The sequence below is a fragment of the Rugamonas sp. FW305-51 genome (assembly GCF_058786935.1).
Window position 1 is genome coordinate 1 of sequence record NZ_JBYSZG010000037.1, and the last position, 14,853, is coordinate 14,853.

14 protein-coding genes are annotated in these 14,853 nt (G+C 66.3%); 7 read left to right on the plus strand and 7 right to left on the minus strand.

What is annotated here, in order from left to right:
* Positions 1 to 164 precede the first annotated feature (164 nt).
* Together selD and senB are read right to left on the minus strand one after the other, a co-directional pair.
* Positions 165 to 1,214: a selenide, water dikinase SelD gene (gene selD / locus AC3WOS_RS21290; RefSeq protein ID WP_492718313.1), complete on the minus strand. Its 1,050-nt coding sequence runs from the start codon at positions 1,212 to 1,214 to the stop codon at positions 165 to 167.
* 10 nt (positions 1,215 to 1,224) lie between these two features.
* Positions 1,225 to 2,247 (minus strand): selenoneine biosynthesis selenosugar synthase SenB, encoded by a 1,023-nt coding sequence (gene senB, locus AC3WOS_RS21295; RefSeq protein WP_492718315.1) that lies wholly within the window; start codon positions 2,245 to 2,247, stop codon positions 1,225 to 1,227.
* Positions 2,248 to 2,333: 86 nt separating this feature from the next.
* Between senB and senA the strand changes: the two genes are divergently transcribed.
* The 4 genes from senA to AC3WOS_RS21315 all read left to right on the plus strand — a co-directional run bounded on the left by senA (position 2,334) and on the right by AC3WOS_RS21315 (position 4,815).
* Positions 2,334 to 3,536 (plus strand): selenoneine synthase SenA, encoded by a 1,203-nt coding sequence (gene senA, locus AC3WOS_RS21300; RefSeq protein ID WP_492718316.1) that lies wholly within the window; start codon positions 2,334 to 2,336, stop codon positions 3,534 to 3,536.
* Between the two features lie 133 nt (positions 3,537 to 3,669).
* Positions 3,670 to 3,867, plus strand: a complete 198-nt coding sequence (locus tag AC3WOS_RS21305; protein ID WP_492718317.1) for a hypothetical protein — start codon at positions 3,670 to 3,672, stop codon at positions 3,865 to 3,867.
* Between the two features lie 48 nt (positions 3,868 to 3,915).
* The gene (locus AC3WOS_RS21310) at positions 3,916 to 4,242 is read left to right on the plus strand and encodes a hypothetical protein (protein WP_492718318.1); all 327 of its coding nucleotides are present in this window, start codon (positions 3,916 to 3,918) and stop codon (positions 4,240 to 4,242) included.
* 114 nt (positions 4,243 to 4,356) lie between these two features.
* The gene (locus AC3WOS_RS21315) at positions 4,357 to 4,815 is read left to right on the plus strand and encodes a hypothetical protein (protein WP_492718320.1); all 459 of its coding nucleotides are present in this window, start codon (positions 4,357 to 4,359) and stop codon (positions 4,813 to 4,815) included.
* A gap of 351 nt (positions 4,816 to 5,166) precedes the next feature.
* On the opposite strand, the gene torT is transcribed toward AC3WOS_RS21315, so the two are convergent.
* Positions 5,167 to 6,324 carry a TMAO reductase system periplasmic protein TorT gene (gene torT / locus AC3WOS_RS21320; RefSeq protein WP_492718321.1) on the minus strand — a complete coding sequence of 386 codons (1,158 nt, stop codon included), beginning with the start codon at positions 6,322 to 6,324 and terminating at the stop codon, positions 5,167 to 5,169.
* Between the two features lie 321 nt (positions 6,325 to 6,645).
* Here torT and AC3WOS_RS21325 point away from each other — a divergent pair, with 321 nt between their 5' ends.
* The 3 genes from AC3WOS_RS21325 (at position 6,646) to AC3WOS_RS21335 (ending at position 10,425) form a co-directional block, all read left to right on the plus strand.
* Positions 6,646 to 7,941, plus strand: a complete 1,296-nt coding sequence (locus tag AC3WOS_RS21325) for a Xaa-Pro dipeptidase (RefSeq protein WP_492718322.1) — start codon at positions 6,646 to 6,648, stop codon at positions 7,939 to 7,941.
* 88 nt (positions 7,942 to 8,029) lie between these two features.
* Entirely contained in the window at positions 8,030 to 8,932 is a 903-nt protein-coding gene (locus tag AC3WOS_RS21330) for a class I SAM-dependent methyltransferase (protein WP_492718324.1), read from the plus strand.
* Between the two features lie 137 nt (positions 8,933 to 9,069).
* Positions 9,070 to 10,425, plus strand: coding sequence for a hypothetical protein (locus AC3WOS_RS21335; protein WP_492718326.1), 1,356 nt, complete (start codon positions 9,070 to 9,072; stop codon positions 10,423 to 10,425).
* 9 nt (positions 10,426 to 10,434) lie between these two features.
* Here AC3WOS_RS21335 and AC3WOS_RS21340 read toward each other — a convergent pair whose 3' ends face one another.
* The 4 genes from AC3WOS_RS21340 to AC3WOS_RS21355 form a co-directional block, all read right to left on the minus strand.
* Positions 10,435 to 11,667 (minus strand): malic enzyme-like NAD(P)-binding protein, encoded by a 1,233-nt coding sequence (locus tag AC3WOS_RS21340; protein WP_492718327.1) that lies wholly within the window; start codon positions 11,665 to 11,667, stop codon positions 10,435 to 10,437.
* A gap of 88 nt (positions 11,668 to 11,755) precedes the next feature.
* Positions 11,756 to 13,042, minus strand: coding sequence for a Glu/Leu/Phe/Val family dehydrogenase (locus AC3WOS_RS21345; protein ID WP_492718328.1), 1,287 nt, complete (start codon positions 13,040 to 13,042; stop codon positions 11,756 to 11,758).
* A 256-nt stretch (positions 13,043 to 13,298) separates the two neighbouring features.
* Positions 13,299 to 14,261, minus strand: coding sequence for a LysR substrate-binding domain-containing protein (locus tag AC3WOS_RS21350; RefSeq protein WP_492718330.1), 963 nt, complete (start codon positions 14,259 to 14,261; stop codon positions 13,299 to 13,301).
* Between the two features lie 48 nt (positions 14,262 to 14,309).
* Entirely contained in the window at positions 14,310 to 14,780 is a 471-nt protein-coding gene (locus AC3WOS_RS21355) for a MarR family winged helix-turn-helix transcriptional regulator (RefSeq protein ID WP_492718331.1), read from the minus strand.
* Positions 14,781 to 14,853 lie beyond the last annotated feature (73 nt).

The window sequence follows — 14,853 nt, forward strand, 5'->3', positions numbered from 1 at the left end:
CCCTGTGCCACGCCAGCACGGAAGCCTTAATTCGTCCCTTGACAGCGGGCGGCTAATGGGCGTCCCCATTTTCACGAAAAGGGGTACGTCCCCAAAAAAGGGGTACGTCCCCATTTTTGTTCTCGAAGCCGGCTTAGAGGTCCTTTAACTTGACGGCATTACCGTCAGGCCGCCACTTGCACGCGCGGCGCGCCGGCTACCATCTCGCCGATCACGGCCGCCTCGCCGAAGCCTTCGTTGCGGAACAGGGCCAGCACCGCGTCCACGCTGGACGGATCGCACGATACCAGCAGGCCGCCCGACGTTTGCGGGTCCGTCAGCAGCATGTGCTGGGCCTGGGTGATGGACGGCGACAGCTGCACGTCCTTGCCGTAGGCATCCCAGTTGCGGCCCGAGGCGCCCGTGAAGTAACCGTCGTGGGCCAGCTGCTGCACGCCCGGTAGCAGGGGGATCTGCGCCATGTTCAGTTGCGCCGTGAGCTGGGCGCCGCGGCAGATTTCCAGCAGGTGGCCCAGCAGGCCGAAGCCGGTGACGTCCGTCAGCGCGTGCACGCCGGCCAGTTCCGACAGCGCCTTGCCCGGCTTGTTAAGCTTGGTGGTGTTGGCGATCATGGCCGCGTAGCCGGCCGCATCGAGCTTGTCCTTTTTCAGCGCGGCCGACAGCACGCCCACGCCCAGCGGTTTACCCAGGATGAGCACGTCGCCGGCGCGGGCGTCCGCGTTGCGCTTGACCTTGGACGGGTGGACCAGGCCCAGTACCACCAGGCCGTAGATCGGTTCCACCGAATCGATGGTGTGGCCGCCCGCGATGGGAATGCCCGCTTCGGCGCAAATGGCTTCGCCGCCCTTGATGATCTGGCCGATGGTTTCCAGCGGCAGCTTGTTGACCGGCATGCCGACCAGGGCCAGCGCCATGATGGGCGTGCCGCCCATGGCATACACGTCGGAGATGGCGTTGGTGGCGGCGATGCGGCCGAAGTCGAACGGGTCGTCGACGATGGGCATGAAGAAGTCGGTGGTGGCGATCAGGGCCTGCTCGTCATTGAGCTTGTAGACGGCGGCGTCGTCGGCCGTCTCGATGCCCACCATCAGTTCCTTGGGCACAGGGAAGCCGGACGAATTTTTCAGGATCTCCGACAGCACGCCGGGCGCGATCTTGCAGCCGCAGCCGCCGCCGTGCGAAAAGGAGGTGAGTTTGATGGGAGCGTCGCTCATGATGGTTTCCTCAAGGTGATCCGGCCGCCGTCGCTGCGGCCGTGGGTGTATGCGTCTGGAGCAGATTATCCACTAACTTGAGCAGGGCCGCCTGCTCGGCCGCCGGCGCGAACAGGGCGGCGCGCGCCGCGCACTGCCGCTGCAGGTGTGCGTAAAAGGCGGGATCGGCGGCGCAGCGTCCGATCAGGGCCGCCAGCGCGGCGTCGTCGCCGGTCGGGAAATAGCCGGCATAATCTTCGCCCAGCATGCCGCGGTTGCCGCTGATGTCGCTGGCCAGCACCGGCACGCCGCTGGTGACGGCTTCGATGATGACGTTGGCGCCGCCCTCCATGCGCGAGGTGATCGCCATCAGGAAGCTGCGCTTGAGGCGCTGGCGGGTGGCGCCATGAGGCAGGGCGCCCAGCCAGCGGTAGCACGGATGGTCGCGCGCCGTCGCCTCGGCCAGCTGGCCCAGGGCCGGATCGAGCGCGCCGCCGATATGCAGCAGGCGCACCCGCGCGTCCTGCACGCGGGCGGCCGCGCGCATGAAGGTGGCCGGGTCCTTTTCCTCGCGCAGGTGGCCCACCATGCACACGTCCAGCTGGCGGCGCGGGCCGGTGGCGGGGCGCAGCGTGTCGGCCGACTGGTAGATCACGCTGGCCTTGGCGCGCAGGGGCGCCGGCAGTTCGGCCAGGCCGGCCGGCTGCAGCACCACCAGCGCGTCGGCCTGGCGCAGCGACGCCTGGGCGCTGGCGTCGTGGGCGATGTCGCGATACAGGTCGGTGCCCGTCAGCAGCAGGATGGTGGGGCGCCGCGGGCAAGCGTTGACATAGGCGTCCAGCGAGGCGGCCGAACGGCGCGCATGGAGCGCGATGAGCAGGGCCGGCGCCTGCTCCGGCGTGGGGGCGGGGGCGTCCGGATCGGGCCACTGTTGCGCGATCGTCACGCGGTAGCGCGTGCGCAGGAAGCGCGCCCAGCGCCTTGCGCTTTGCCAGTTGCCGTTGTTGGCCTTGGCCGAAGCCGGGCTGATGATCCAGATGTGGGGTCGTTTCACTGCCGCCTGTCGTCGTGGTTGGTTGCCGTGCGCCGCGGCTTGATCGGGGCCCTGTATTTCAGCGCAAAAGCCGTTACAATCGAACGATGAGTGCTATCCATGCTTCGTTCCGCCACGCCCGCCCGATGCAACTGGCCGAGGCGCTCCATTCAGCGCGTGATTATACGCTGCGCCTGTTCGACTGTTTTGCCGCCGCGGGACTGGACGCGCCGGCGCGCGTGCCGCAGCTGGTGACCGTCAATCCGCCGTTGTGGGAGCTGGGCCACACGGCCTGGTTCGCCGAATGGTTCATCCTGCGCGAGGCCGCGTCCAGCCATCCGGCCGACGCCCTGTACAACTCGCTGCTCACGCGCGGCGACGACTGGTTCGATTCCAACACGGTGCCGCACCGCAGCCGCTGGAACCTGGACCTGCCCAGCACGGGCGCGCTCAAGACCTACTGCCACGAAGTGCTGGACCGCGTGCTAGACAAGCTGGCGCGCGAGCCGAATACGGACGCGGCCCTGTATCCGTACCGGCTGGCGCTGGCCCACGAGGACATGCACGGCGAAGCCTTCCTGTACACGCTGCAGACGCTGGGTCTGACGGCGCCGTCGCAGCTCACGCACGACGAACAGACCCTGTTTTCCCCGTCCGAGATCAGCTTCCCCGGCGGCACCATCCAGTTGGGCAGCGCGCAGGAGGGCGGCTTTGTGTTCGATAACGAGCGCGAGGCGCACCCCGTCTTCGTGGCGCCGTTCACCATCGACAGCACGCTGGTGAGCAACGCCCAGTATGCCGACTTCGTGGCCGACGGCGGCTACGACAACCGCCAGTACTGGAGCGCGGCCGGCAGCGCGTGGCTGATGCGCCAGGAACGCTGCGCGCCCCGCTACTGGCAGCGCGACGGCGCGCAGTGGCGCACCATGCGCTTCGGCCAGTTGCACACGCTGGCCGGGGCCGAGCCGGTCCGCCACATCAACCTGTACGAAGCGCAAGCTTATTGCGCCTGGGCCGGGCGGCGGCTGGCCACCGAGGCCGAGTGGGAATATGCGGCCCTGTCGGGCCATCCCGCGTTCCGCTGGGGCCAGCTGTGGGAGTGGACGGCCTCGCCGTTCGAACCGTATCCCGGCTTCCAGGCCGACCGCTACCGCGAGTATTCGGCGCCGTGGTTCGGCACCCACCAGACGCTGCGCGGCGCCTCGTTCGCCACGCCGGAGCGGCTGGGATCGGCCAAGTTCCGCAACTTCTACCGGCCCGAACGGGACGATATCTTCGCCGGCCTGCGTACCTGCGCCTGGCCCGGCTGAACGGCGGGCGGCCGCCGCGCCGCCTGTCGCGTCAACGGCATGGTTTGCCGCAAAGAATGGTATGTTAATATTGCTCAATTGGCATCTTGCTGGCGATGGCTTGATTGATAACCTTTGCGAAAGAAAGCGAAACATGAGTACATTCACCGACCTGTCCCCCATTCTGATCCCCGTAATTGCTCTGCTTATTCCGATCGTCGGCATTATCGCGTCGACCGTGCTGAAAGTGACCCGCCTGAATTTGCTGCATGAGACGGTCCGCACGCTGAGCGCGAATGGCCAGTCGATTCCGCCGGAGTTATTGAGCCAAATCGTGGACAAGGCAAAGTGAGCGGCAACGGCTTTTTCAAAATTGATGATTCGGCAATTGGGAGGGTAAATGAAAAAAATCATTGCGCTGTCATTGGTGCTGCTATCCGGTGCCTTGCATGCGGCACCGGTTCACCCTTGCGCGGCAGCGGCCAGCAAGCAAGCGCAACGCCTGTTGACGTTTCATTTTGGCCCGGATGAGCGTATCGAGATAGACAAGACGGTCAAGGTGTTGGCGCCGATGAAGAATCCTGCGAACAAGAACCAGATGTTCGATGTCCTTGAAGTCTGGGGGAATATTTACAAAGGGCAGTATCGTATGCACTTGATCTATGCCCAGGTGAAGGACGACTGCCTGTTGATGGGGCAGGAGTTGTTGGAGTATGCCAGCCTGTGAGGCAGTGCACGTGAATTGGATGCAAATGCAAGCTATGCTCTTCATCTGCAACGCAGATGGCGGGGCCGTAACCGGCCACAAGCAGTCCTCCCGGAATAGAGTGCTCAACTGCCTATGAATTTGATTCTTGAAAAGACAGACCAGGTTCGTTTCTTCACAGATATGAAGGAAGTATTTGCGGCAGCGGGAATCGCACCTCAGGATTACGACTGGTACGTCAGCGACATCGAAACCAATTTCACACCCGAAGAGCTTGGTGTGGGCGACCAATGGATGCGCGGTGAAGAACTGGCGTCTCTCATCAACAAGCAAGAAATTCAGTTCATTTGGGCCGTCTTTAGCGCAGTTCCTAAAGGTTCTCGTCCCACGGTATCGGAGCCGCCATACGTCGAAGGGAATCCAGACTATTGGAATGGTAAAGACCCTGAACCTCAATTGGAGGGGGCCTTATTTGAAATTGCTTGCTGGGATAGTAGCGCAACAATACTTATCAATCTTCCCGAGTATGCACAGCGTGCATTTATGGCCAATTACTCGGACACGCAGCCTCTTAGTAAAGCTGCGCGGGCGTAGGTCAATGAAGCGAACTTCCGCAATGCGGCGTTAGCCGCCCCTCACAGCCCCCATCAGATCGTTGCGGCCGTGAAAGATATGTCATGCACCTACCTGGTGGCCCGATCCGCTCCTTCCGGCAACGCCTCTCGTTTGCCCTGCCAGAGTTGTCTGGTTCTGTCTCGTTTTGTCTTTTTCGCTAGCGCAATTCAGGCCGAGGCAAAACCAGACAAAACGAGACAAAACGAGACAGGCAAACGAGACACGTTGCCAGAAGGAGCCCTCCGGGCACACCCCACCCTCTATGCGATGGACCAAGGACCATGGACTGCTGCGCGCCGTTTGCCGGTCGCGCCCGCCTCGCGCGCCGGCTCAGTTCCTGGCCGGATCGTACGACAGCACCACCTTGTAGCCTTCCGGCGCGATCGAGGTGTCGAACGGGTAGTTGGCGAAATTGAGCTGGTCGACCAGCCCCAGCTTGATCAGGATGGTGTGCGGCAGTTCCTTGTTACGTCCTTCGAGCGTGTTGACGGCCGCGTTGATGGCCACCCTGGCCTGGCTCACCCCCTTGGTGTCGGCGGCGGCGTAGATTTCCTTGTTGCGGATCAGGTGGGCGATGTCGCCCGTCAGGTCGTAGGCGACGATGCGGATCTTGCCGCCCAACCCGGCATCGCGCACCGGCGCCACGGCAGCGGGCGCGCAGCCGGTGCAGCCGATCAGGTAATCGAGCTTGGCGCCGTATTTGGCCAGCATCTGGGTGGCCAGCTGGGTCTGCCCAGCAAAATCGCTGTCGCCATAGCGGATGTCGATGATGTTGACCTGGATGGGCGCTTCCTGGGCGGCGATGCGGCTGCCATCGACTTCGCCCTTGACCCAGCCCGCGCCCATGGGGCCGGGCAGCAGGCCGATGTTGATCGATTTCAGGCCGCGCTGCTGGGCGTCGCGGATCACCCAGCGCGTCGCTTCCAGCCCCATCGCGCGCAGCGAAGTGGTGACTTTGATGGTCAGGTCGTCGCTGCGGCTGTCGTTGGCCAGTTCGAACACGGGGATGCCGGCCGCGCGCGCCTTGGCGATCGAGGCGTTATTGGCCGTCATGCCGATCGGCGACAGCACGATGGCGTCATATTTGGCGGCGATGGCCTGGTCCATCTGGCGCAGCTGGCCTGGCAGGTCGTCGTAGCCGTCGGCCGCCAGGATGTCGGCCGCCACGCCCAGCCGGTGCGCTTCGCTGATGACGCCGTAGGCGCAGCCGGTCCAGTACGGATCTTTCAGGTGCGGGAACAGGAAGGCAATGCGCCAGTGCTTGCTGGCCCGGGCCGCCATCGGGTAATGGCCGGCCACCACGCGCCCGCTGGCGATGGCGTCGTCGGCCGTGCCGTTGGCCTGCAGCGGACGGAAAATGGACAGCACCGGCACCGGCGCGAACTTTACCGGCGCCGGCACCGGCGGCGTCGGCTGGGCGCCGGCCGTGGCCATGCCCAGCGCCAGTGCGCCCACAGCGGCCAGTTGTCGTACGCGTGTGATCAGCATCCTGTCATTCTTCTTCCATGGCGTCAGTCGCTTGCGCCAGCGCAAGGGTGATGGAGGTTCCTGATTGCAATTCTACCCGGAGCGGGGCGATGCGCGCGCGTACCGTCGCATGGACGGCGGTGCCGGCTGTTGTGACGAGGCGACAGGCGGCCTGCAGGCCGCTTCCCGCTGCGCCGGCGGCGGCCGGGCGTCGCCCGCACCGGGCGGCGGGGTGGCGCGAATGCCGCATCGGCCCCTGGCGATTCTGCTATCCTTGCCGCCGGGGAAGTTTTTCGATCAAAAACCGGCACCCCCGGCCTCATACCAAGAAAGAGCGCATTCATGAAATTCAAGCATCTCGTCGTTACCGCCACGGCCCTGGGCATCCTGGGCGCGGCGGCGCCGTCGTTCGCCGCGGCGGTGCAGGCAAAAGTGCTGGCCATCCGGGCCGGCAAGCTGGTCGATGTGGCGGCGGGCACCGTGCTGGCCGACCAGACCATCATCGTCACGGGCGAGCGCATCACGTCGGTCGGCCCCACGGCCGCCGCCAAGGTGCCGGCCGGCGCCGAAGTGATCGACCTGTCGGGCCAGACGGTGCTGCCCGGCCTGATCGACATGCACACCCACCTGACGGCGGACCCCATGCAAAGCGGCTATGCGGCGCTGGGCGTGTCCGACATCCGCGCCGCCCTGTACGGCGCCCGCGCGGCCCGGCTCACGCTGGAGGCGGGCTTTACCACCGTGCGCAACGTGGGCGCGGGCGGCTTTGGCGACGTGGCCCTGCGCGACGCCATCAACGAGGGCGATGTGGTCGGCCCGCGCATGCGCACGGCCGGCCACGCGATCGGCATCAAGGGCGGCCATTGCGACAACAACCTGCTGCCGGCCGAGATGAACTTCACGGACCGCGGCGTGGCCGACGGCCCGTGGGCAGCCCGCGCCAAGGTGCGCGAGATGGCCAAGTACGGCGCCGACGTGATCAAGATCTGCGCCTCGGGCGGCGTGCTGTCCAAGGGCGACGAGCCGGGCGCCCAGCAGTACACGCTGGAGGAAATGGCCGCCATCGTCGACGAGGCCCACAAGCTGGGGCGCAAGGTGGCGGCCCACGCGCATGGCGCCAGCAGCATCCGCGCCGCCATCACGGCCGGCGTCGATTCGGTCGAACACGCCAGCCTGATCGACGAGCAGGGCATGCGCCTGGCGCGCGAGAAGGGCACCTACCTGGTGATGGACATCTACGACGACGACTTCATCCTGCAGGAAGGGGCCAAGGCCGGCATGCTGCCGGAGTCGATCGAGAAGGAGAGGGCGCTGGGCCAGCAGCAACGCGATAACTTCCGCAAGGCGTGGAAGGCCGGCGACCGGATGGCCTTCGGCACCGACGCCGGCGTCTACCCGCACGGCGACAATGCGCGCCAGTTCGCCTACATGGTGCAGTACGGGATGACGGCCATGCAGGCCATCCAGTCGGCCACGGTGCAGGCGGCCGACCTGCTGGGCTGGCAGGACCGGGTGGGCGCCATCGCGGCCGGCAAGTTCGCCGACATCATCGCCGTGCGCGGCGACCCGCTGGCCGACGTGGCCGAGCTGACCCGGGTGTCGTTCGTGATGAAGGGCGGCGCCGTCATCCGCCGCTGATGGCGCGGGCACGATGGCAAGCTGCCATTCCCGTGGCCTGCCTTCCGCGCTAGAATGGCCTCTTATCGTGCACGGGAAGTGGGGCGACATGGAGCGCATACTCGCATCGCTGGCAAGCACCGACAACATCCTGCGGCTGGGCCTGCCTAGCCGCTCGGCCTTGCTGGTGGCCACGCTGCGCGCGGCCCACCAGCTGCTCGACCATCCTCCCGTGTTTGCCGATCCGCTGGCCCTGCCCATCCTGGGGCCGGAACTGGAGCAGCAGCTGCGCGCCCACCTGGACCGCTATGCCAGCGGGCCGGCGCGCCAGCTGCGCGGCGCCACGGCCGTGCGCAGCCGCCTGGCCGAGGAGGAGCTGGCCTGCGCCATGGCGTGCGGCGTGGCCCAATACGTGGTGCTGGGCGCCGGCCTCGATACTTTTGCCTACCGTTCTGCCGGCGCGCCGCTGCGCGTGTTCGAGGTGGACCATCCGGCCACCCAGCAGTGGAAACGCGCGCAGTTGCGCGACGCCGGCATCGCCGCGCCGTCGTCGCTGACCTTCGTGCCGTTCGACTTTGAGCGCGACGCGCTGGACACGGCGCTGGCCGCGGCCGGCTGCCGGCTCGACCTGCCCGTGTTCCTGTCCTGGCTGGGTGTAACCCTATACCTGAGCGACGACGCCGTGTTCGACACACTGCGCGTGGTGGCGGGGCTGCCGGCCGGCAGCGCCATCGTGTTCGACTACGGCGTGGTGCCGGAACGGCTCGACCTGTTCGACCGCATGGGCATGGCTTATTTCGCCGCCAGGTTCGCGGCGGCCGGCGAGCCGTGGAAGTCGCTGTTCGCGCCCGAGGTGCTGCAAAGCGAGTTGCGCGCGCTGGGCTTCGGCGCCGTGACCGACTATGCGGCCGACGCGCTGCGCACCCATTATCTGGGCGGGCGCGGCGATGGCTGGCACCTGGGCGGCGCCATGCGGCTGGTGGTGGCCCGCACGGGGGCGCGCGCCACCTGAGGCGGCGCGATGCCCGGCCCTGGCCCGGCGTGGACTGCCGGGTCACGGCGATGGCTCCTGAGGCCATGTCGCCGCCGGCTGGCGCAAGTTGTCATCCTCTATACTCATTCCTTCATCACAGAATGCCGGGAATTCGTATGCGCCACCGCTTCAAGATCACATTCGCCGCCTTACTGGCCGCGCTGGCCCTGGCCGGCTGCGGTGGTGGCGGGGGCGGCGGCAGCAGCGCCAGCGTGGCCGGCGGCACGGTGGTCGATACGGGCGGCGACAAGGCCACCGTGGTCATCACCGTGGGCTTGCGGCAGGAAGTGCGGGCGGTGTCGCCCGATCCGGGCCAGACGGCCGGCGTGCCGTTGAGCCGCATGCGCGAAGCGACCGTGGTGGGCGACCACATCATGCTGCGCTCCGATTCGGCCGCCACCATCCAGGTCGACAACAACCTGATCCACCCCGGTACCCGCGTCTCGGTGCTGGACGCGCAAGGCAAGTTCGTGGCCAGCCACGATTACGGCAACACCCTGGCCAAGGATTATCTGGGCGAATGGACGCTGCTGCCCATGGCCGACGGCGTAGCCATGGTGCAGACGGGCGCCGGCTCCAAGCTGTTCCGCCTCGACAGCCAGGGGGCCATGGCCGGCGCGGCCGCCGGCATCGACCTGTACACGGTGCAGCCGTTCGAGTCGCCCCTGCCCACCGTGGTGGCCAGCGCGGCGGTCGTCGACGGCGGCGGCTTCTGGTACGCCACCACGCTGGTCGAACGGCCCATCCCCAACAGTGAAAAGAATGCCATCTACAGCCTGATGCTCGTCAAGCTCGACATCAACGGCAAGGAGCAGACGCCGCCGTTCAAGCTGACCATGTCCACCAAGCCCATACAGCCGCGCATCGTCGCCTCGGGCGGCGCCGTGCTGGTGACGTGGCTCGACAGCGGCACGCCCATGCAAGCCTATTGGCCCTATGGCACGGGCCGGCCGCTGGTGCATTCCGTGGCCGGCACGGGCGGCGGCGTGCCGGACCTGCTGCCGGTGACCATGGCCAGCACGGGCAAGGTGGGGATGCTGTGGAATTTGAAGGTGGGCCTGAGCAGCAAGCTGCTGGGCGTGGCGTTGAATGACAGCGGCTATCCGGTGCTCGAGGCCGGGCGCGCGGACTTGACGCAGGAATCGCTGTCGGACAAATGGAATTACCCCCGCCGCGACCGCGTCAACTTCGACGCACGCACGGCCGCCAACGGTTCGCTGCTGATCGCCGACGTGGTCACGGGGCGGCTCAAGGACAGCGACCCGCTGGGCGACCTGGTGCTGCTGGCCGATTACAGCTACGGCGCGGCACCCCTGTCGTCGGCCACCTTGAACGTGCTGCGCACGCGCGACACGGGTGCGCCGGCGCTGGGGCAGGCGCCCATCGTGCGCCAGATGCTGTTCGCCGACCACGCGGTGCTGCTGATCGGCGACGAAACCCACCTGGAAACGGCCATCGTCACCCGCCACTGAGCCCCGCCGTTACAGCAGCGAGGCGCCCAGTTCTTCCAGGTCGGCTGCGTATTCCGATTCGTCGAGCCGCTTGCGGGCCACGCCGCTGCGCACGGCGGCCGCCGCGATCTTGGGTGTGACGCCGCTCAGCAGGCGCGGATCGAGCAGGCCCGGCACCACATAGTCGTTGCCGAAGCGGGCGTCGGTGCGGGCCATCTCGGCCAGCGCCATCACGCAGGCGCGCTTCATGTCCTGGTTGATGGTCGAGGCGCCGCAGTCGAGCGCCGCGCGGAACAGGTAGGGGAAGCACAGCGCGTTGTTGATCTGGTTCGGATAGTCCGAGCGACCGGTGGCGATGATGGCGTCCGGCGCCACTTCGCGCACCAGTTCGGGCCGCAGCTCCGGTTCCGGATTGGCCAGCGTAAACACGATGGGCGACTTGCCCATCTTTTCCACGTCCAGCGGCGACAGCACGCCGGGACCGGACACGCCCAGGAACACGTCGGCGCCGGCCATCACGTCCGACAGCGTGCGCGCCGTGGTGTCCTGCGCCCACCGGGCCTTTTCGCCGTCCAGCGCGCGCGCCGTGGTCAGCACGCCCTTGCTGTCGCAGACGAAGATGTTCTCGCGCCGCGCGCCCAGGTCCACCAGCAGTTCCAGGCAGGCCATGGCCGCCGCGCCGGCGCCCGAGCACACCACCTTGGCGCTGGCGATATCGCGCCCGGTCAGGGCCAGCGCGTTGAGCATGCCGGCGCCGACCACGATGGCCGTGCCATGCTGGTCGTCGTGGAACACGGGAATGGCCAGCCGCTCGCGCAGCTTGCGCTCGATGTAGAAGCACTCGGGCGCCTTGATGTCTTCCAGGTTGATGCCGCCAAAGGTAGGGTGCAGCGCGGCGATGATCTCGACCAGTTTGTCCGGATCGCTCTCGTCGATCTCGATGTCGAAGGCATCGATGCCGGCGAACTTCTTGAACAGCACCACCTTGCCCTCCATCACGGGCTTGCCGGCCAGGGCGCCGATGTTGCCCAGTCCGAGCACGGCGCTGCCGTTGGTGATCACGCCCACCAGGTTACCCTTGGCCGTGTATTCGTAGGCCTTGGCCGGATCGCGTTCGATTTCCACGCAGGGTGCGGCCACGCCGGGCGAATAGGCCAGCGCCAGGTCTTCCTGGGTGCTTACGCTCTTGGTCACTTCGATGGCGATCTTGCCGGCGCCGCCGGCCTTGTGATAGGCCAGCGCCTTTTGTTCCATCGTGCTCATGCTAGCTCCTTGTCTGTCTCCGTGAATGCAAAAAAACCTGCACAAGCGTCGCTTGTGCAGGCACTTACTTATCGGGCCTGAACCCGTATTATGGGTACAAGCCGCGTACTTCGCGCGCCTGCAGCACGCGGGTGCAGGCCAGGATGAAGGTGGCCGTGCGCAGCGTGACCTTCTTCTCTTGCGCCACGTTCCATACCGCGTTGAACGCTTCCTGCATGATGCGGGTCAGGCGGGCGTTGATCTCGTCCTCGCTCCAGAAGAAGCTCGAGAAGTCCTGCACCCACTCGAAGTAGGACACGGTCACGCCGCCGGCGTTGGCCAGCACGTCCGGCACGATCAGCACATCCTTGTCGGTCAGGATGTCGTCCGCTTCCGGCGTGGTCGGGCCGTTGGCGCCTTCCAGGATGATCTTGGTGCGGATGCGCGGCGCGTTCTGGGCCGTGATCTGCTGTTCCAGCGCGGCCGGAATCAGGATGTCGGACTCGATGTCCCAGAACGCATCGCGCTCCAGGAACGCTTCGGCGCCGGGGAAGCCGGTGACGCTGCCGCATTCAGCCACATGCTGGTGCAGGCGGGCAATATCGAGCCCACCCTGGTGGACCACGGTGCCGGTATGGTCCTGCACCGCGATCACTTTGGAACCGGCTTCTGCGAACATCGTTGCTGCGACGCCGCCTACGTTGCCGAAACCCTGGACGGCGACACGCGCCCCCTCAATCTTGACGCCGCGCTTGACGGCTGCCTCGCGGCCCACCACGAACACGCCGCGGCCGGTCGCTTCGCGGCGGCCCAGCGAGCCACCCAGCGAGATCGGTTTGCCGGTCACCACGCCGGTCGACAGGTTACCTTCGATCATGGCGTAGGAGTCCATCATCCATGCCATCACCTGTTCGTTGGTGTTCACGTCCGGCGCCGGGATATCCTTGGTGGGGCCGATGATCAGGCTGATCTCGCTGGTGTAGCGGCGGGTCAGGCGCTGCAGCTCGCCCTTGGACAGGGTCTTGGGATCGACGCGGATGCCGCCCTTGGCGCCGCCGTACGGCACGTTCACGGCCGCGTTTTTCACCGTCATCCAGGCCGACAGCGCCATCACTTCCGACAGCGTCACGTCCTGGTGGAAGCGCACGCCGCCCTTGCCGGGACCGCGCGACATGTTGTGCTGCACGCGGTAGCCTTCGTAGTGGGCGATCGAGCCGTCGTCACGTTCGATCGGCACGTCCACGGTCAGGATGCGCTTGGGGCGCTTGAGCGTTTCGACCCAGCGCGACAGGTTGCCCAGGTGCGGGGTAACGCGCTCGATCTGTTGCAGGTAGACGCCCCAAGGACCGAGATCATCGGGATTGAGGTAGGAAGGCAGTGCGTGTTGGGTGGTCATGCTCGTAGCTCCTATGGATTCGTAAGTGACGCGGCGGTCGGCTGCGTTCAAGTGGAACGAATCATAGGCCCGGACGAGTTAGCCCGGCCAATGCTGTATGCGCATCCGATTATGCAAAATTTGCATAGTTATGCACTGTAACGGTGCATGGACGAACGTACTTTTCCGGGGTGGGATTTGCGGCGAATCCGCCCCGAAAGCGACGCAAAATCAACGCTCTACCGGCGCCGGGCCGGCGTCGCGTGCGGCCCGCAAGTCAGCGCTCCGAGACGGGGACGCGGCGCTTGCGATTGGCCTTTTTCTGCTGCGTTTCGAGGAACTCCCACAGCCGTTCGACGATCGGTTTGCCGCGCCGCTGCGGCGACGGGCGTTCGCGGTAGAGCCGAATTTCCATCTCGATTTCCCAGCCGCCGCTGCCGCCGTCGGCGCACGCCAGCTGCTTTTGCTTGAGCTCGCGCGTGACGGCCGACTCGGGCAGGAAGGCCATGCCGCGGCCTTCGAGCACCATCATCTTCAAGCCTTCGGCCATGTCGGTCTCGTAGCGCGGATCGAGGTAGGGATGCTGTTTGGCGTCGCCCAGGATCAGGTCCACCATGCGGCCCAGGTAGGCGTTGTTGGTGTAGGACAGGAAGGGCAGCGGCGCATCCGGCGCGCCGGGCAGCGCGTAGGCCGGCGCGCGCGTCTTGTCGCAGCGCGCGTACGGGCGCAGCGCTTCGCGGCCCATCACCAGCATGTCGTAGCGGCCCGGATCGAGCTGCACCGGCTGGCGTGGATGGTGGTAGCACAGCAGCAGGTCGCAACCGCCTTCGACCAGCTGCAGCACGGCGTCGTGCACGTTGAGCGCCATCAGGCGGCTCTTGATCGGCGCGAAGTCATGCTCCAGCGCCGACAGCCATTTCGGCACGAAGGTCAGCGACAGCGTGTGCGGCACGGCCAGGTCGATGCTGGTCATGGCGGCCGCGCGCTTGTTGCGCAACATGTCGCGCGCGCCGTTGATCTGGGCCAGCATTTCCAGCGCCTGCTCGTAGAACACGATGCCGGCCGACGTCAGCCGGGTGGGGTAGGACGTACGGTCGATCAGGTCCGTGCCGAGCCAGTTTTCCAGCGACTGGATGCGGCGCGAGAAGGCCGGCTGCGTCACATGCCGCAGCGCCGCCGAGCGGCTGAAGTTATTGGTTTCCACCAGCGAGATAAAGTCTTCCAGCCATTTGGTTTCCATCGTATTGCTCCTTGATGTTGGTGGGCCGGCGCGGCCACGGTGCTCGCCTCAGGAATTGGATGGCACCATGCCGGCGATCTGGCCCAGCGCGGACGACAGGGCGGCCAGCTGTTCGGGCGGGCAGCTGCGCAGCAGTTCGGCGCTGGTCTGCTGGGCGATGACGGTGGCGTTGGCCAGCAGTTCGCGGCCCGTGGCCGTGATGGCGGCATAGCCCACGCGCGCGTCGCGCGGGTCTTGCTGGCGGTCGATCAGGCCGATTTTTTCCAGCGGCAGCAGGGTGCGGGTGACGCCGGATGCCGTCAGGCCCTGACGCTCGGCCAGGTCGACCCGGCGCAGGCGGCCGCCCGGCGCGCGGCTCAGGTAGAACAGCAGCATGAAGTCGCTGAAACTGATGCCGTGGTGGCCGCCCAGCGTGGTGTCGAGCCGGCGCACCATCATCGCCTGCGCGCGCGCCAGCCGCAGGGCGACGTCCAGCTGTGGACTGATGCGGTCGGAAGTATCGCTGTTGTGTTCACTCATGATGTGCCTCGTCTGTTCTGGATACTTGCGGATTGTTTGATTTATTGTTGAATAATGCTTGAGTGCGCAAGTA

What these genes read in the sequence shown, in the direction of transcription:
- AC3WOS_RS21315 (WP_492718320.1), top strand. Translation starts at nt 4,357, where the DNA reads ATGAATTTGATTCTTGAAAAGACAGACCAGGTTCGTTTCTTCACAGAT.
- AC3WOS_RS21340 (WP_492718327.1), bottom strand. Translation starts at nt 11,667, where the DNA reads ATGAGCACGATGGAACAAAAGGCGCTGGCCTATCACAAGGCCGGCGGC.
- AC3WOS_RS21310 (WP_492718318.1), top strand. Translation starts at nt 3,916, where the DNA reads ATGAAAAAAATCATTGCGCTGTCATTGGTGCTGCTATCCGGTGCCTTG.
- AC3WOS_RS21305 (WP_492718317.1), top strand. Translation starts at nt 3,670, where the DNA reads ATGAGTACATTCACCGACCTGTCCCCCATTCTGATCCCCGTAATTGCT.
- AC3WOS_RS21330 (WP_492718324.1), top strand. Translation starts at nt 8,030, where the DNA reads ATGGAGCGCATACTCGCATCGCTGGCAAGCACCGACAACATCCTGCGG.
- AC3WOS_RS21350 (WP_492718330.1), bottom strand. Translation starts at nt 14,261, where the DNA reads ATGGAAACCAAATGGCTGGAAGACTTTATCTCGCTGGTGGAAACCAAT.
- torT (WP_492718321.1), bottom strand. Translation starts at nt 6,324, where the DNA reads ATGCTGATCACACGCGTACGACAACTGGCCGCTGTGGGCGCACTGGCG.
- senA (WP_492718316.1), top strand. Translation starts at nt 2,334, where the DNA reads ATGAGTGCTATCCATGCTTCGTTCCGCCACGCCCGCCCGATGCAACTG.
- AC3WOS_RS21355 (WP_492718331.1), bottom strand. Translation starts at nt 14,780, where the DNA reads ATGAGTGAACACAACAGCGATACTTCCGACCGCATCAGTCCACAGCTG.
- AC3WOS_RS21325 (WP_492718322.1), top strand. Translation starts at nt 6,646, where the DNA reads ATGAAATTCAAGCATCTCGTCGTTACCGCCACGGCCCTGGGCATCCTG.
- selD (WP_492718313.1), bottom strand. Translation starts at nt 1,214, where the DNA reads ATGAGCGACGCTCCCATCAAACTCACCTCCTTTTCGCACGGCGGCGGC.
- AC3WOS_RS21345 (WP_492718328.1), bottom strand. Translation starts at nt 13,042, where the DNA reads ATGACCACCCAACACGCACTGCCTTCCTACCTCAATCCCGATGATCTC.
- AC3WOS_RS21335 (WP_492718326.1), top strand. Translation starts at nt 9,070, where the DNA reads ATGCGCCACCGCTTCAAGATCACATTCGCCGCCTTACTGGCCGCGCTG.